Source organism: Brevundimonas sp., assembly GCF_036399195.1.
Taxonomy (GTDB): Bacteria; Pseudomonadota; Alphaproteobacteria; order Caulobacterales; family Caulobacteraceae; genus Brevundimonas.
Genome location: NZ_DASWNO010000183.1, coordinates 1 through 1,831, shown reverse-complemented (window position 1 = coordinate 1,831; position 1,831 = coordinate 1). Strand labels below are relative to the sequence as shown.

The 1,831-nt window shown below is 71.4% G+C and carries 2 protein-coding genes; both read left to right on the top strand.

Features of this window, described 5'->3' with window-relative positions; translation table 11 throughout:
- Positions 1–772: cobaltochelatase CobT-related protein (locus VGB60_RS08535; RefSeq protein WP_414644498.1), on the top strand; the 772-nt coding region annotated here is incomplete at its 5' end.
- Positions 769–1,734, top strand: coding sequence for an esterase-like activity of phytase family protein (locus VGB60_RS08530; RefSeq protein WP_331037844.1), 966 nt, complete (start codon positions 769–771; stop codon positions 1,732–1,734). The genes VGB60_RS08535 and VGB60_RS08530, both read left to right, overlap by 4 nt.
- Positions 1,735–1,831 lie beyond the last annotated feature (97 nt).

Here is a 1,831-nt window from a genome sequence, read left to right as displayed (position 1 = left end):
CGACCTCGAGGAGGGGGTGCTGGACACCGCCCGCCTGACCCGGATCATCACCGACCCCACCAGCCCGCTCAGCTTCAAGGCCGAGAGCGAGAGCCCGTTCCGGGACACGGTGGTGACCCTGCTGCTGGACAACTCCGGCTCGATGCGGGGCCGGCCGATCATGGTCGCCGCGGTCTGCGCCGACATCCTGGCGCGGACGCTGGAGCGCTGCGGGGTCAAGGTCGAGATCCTCGGCTTCACCACCCGCGCGTGGAAGGGCGGACAGGCGCGCGAAGCGTGGATCACCGCCGGCAAGCCGCAGAATCCCGGCCGCCTGAACGACCTGCGCCACATCGTCTACAAGGCCGCCGACGCGCCCTGGCGGCGGGCCAAGAAGAACCTCGGCCTAATGATGCGCGAGGGGCTGCTGAAGGAGAACATCGACGGCGAGGCCCTGACCTGGGCGCACGAACGGCTGCTGGGCCGGACCGAGGCGCGGCGCATTCTGATGGTCATCTCGGACGGCTCGCCGGTCGACGACTCGACCCAGTCCGCCAATGCCGCCCTGTATCTGGACAAGCACCTCCGTCAGATCATCGCCGAGATCGAAACCCGCTCGCCGGTCGAGCTGATGGCCATTGGCATCGGCCACGACGTGACCCGCTGGTACCGCCGCGCGGTCACCATCGTCGATGTGGAGCAACTGGCCGGGGCCATGGTCGAGAACCTCGCCGCCCTGTTCGAGGCGGAGCCGCGGGCGGCGCCGGGCGGCCGCCGCCGGAAGGCCGCTTGAGGCGTCTTCTCACGCTTGGGCCGCTGCTGTTCCTGGGCGCCTGCGCGAGCGCCGCGGCGCTGACCCTCCCAGCAGGTGCGCCACCGGGCTGGACGCCGCTTCAGGCGGAGGTCCGGACCATCGGGCTCGGCCTGCCAGGCGGCGTCTGGATGGCGGATCGCGTCCGGTTCGCCGGCGGAGTGCAGCTGTCGGCCCCGCGCGGAGATCGCCTGCACGGGCTGTCCGATCTCAAGGCCATCGGCGAGGAGCTGCTGACTGTCACGGACGCAGGCGACCTGATCCGGATGCGGCCCGCGTTCGACCGTTGCGGCCGCCTTGCGGGGATATCAGCGCTCAGCCTGCGGCCCCTGACCTCGGAGGACGGCGGCCCGTTCGTCACAAAGGCCGGGGGGGACGCGGAGAGCCTCGCCGTGCTGCCTGACGGCGTTCTCGTGGTCGGCTTTGAGCAGCAGCCCCGGCTGTGGCTCTATGGGCCGCTGACGGCGCTGGAGGCGCGGCCGACGCCGCTGGCCGTGCCCCCGGTGCGGCCCGGGAACGACGGGCTGGAAGCCATCGCCCTCGCGCCGAGCCACCTGCGCGTGGCGGCGGAGAGCGGCGGCGTGTGGGACTGCGCCCCGAGCGCCTGCGTCGAAGTCGTCGCGCCCCCGCAGACGCCCCTGCCGCTGGACGGGTGGCGCATCACCGGCATGGACCGCGATCCCGGCGGAGACGGCTGGTTCGTGGTCGAGCGGCTGTACCGCGAGCCGATCGACATGCGCGCCCGCATCCGCCGCATGGACCTCGAGGGACGGCTGGGACCCGAACTGGTCGTGCTCAGCCTGCCGTCGACGACCGATAATTTCGAGGGGATCGCCGCGGTCGCGGGACCGGACGGGCGGACGCGGCTCTACATCGTGTCGGACGACAACGACAATCCGAGTCAGCGAACGCTGCTTCTGGCGTTCGATGTGATCGAGAGATAGCGGGACACCGAACCTTCCTTGCCCCTTTGTCGTCATCCTCCGGCGCTCCGCAGGAGCGAGCGGGGGATCAAGCGGCGCGCGGGCGCGCGACCCTGTC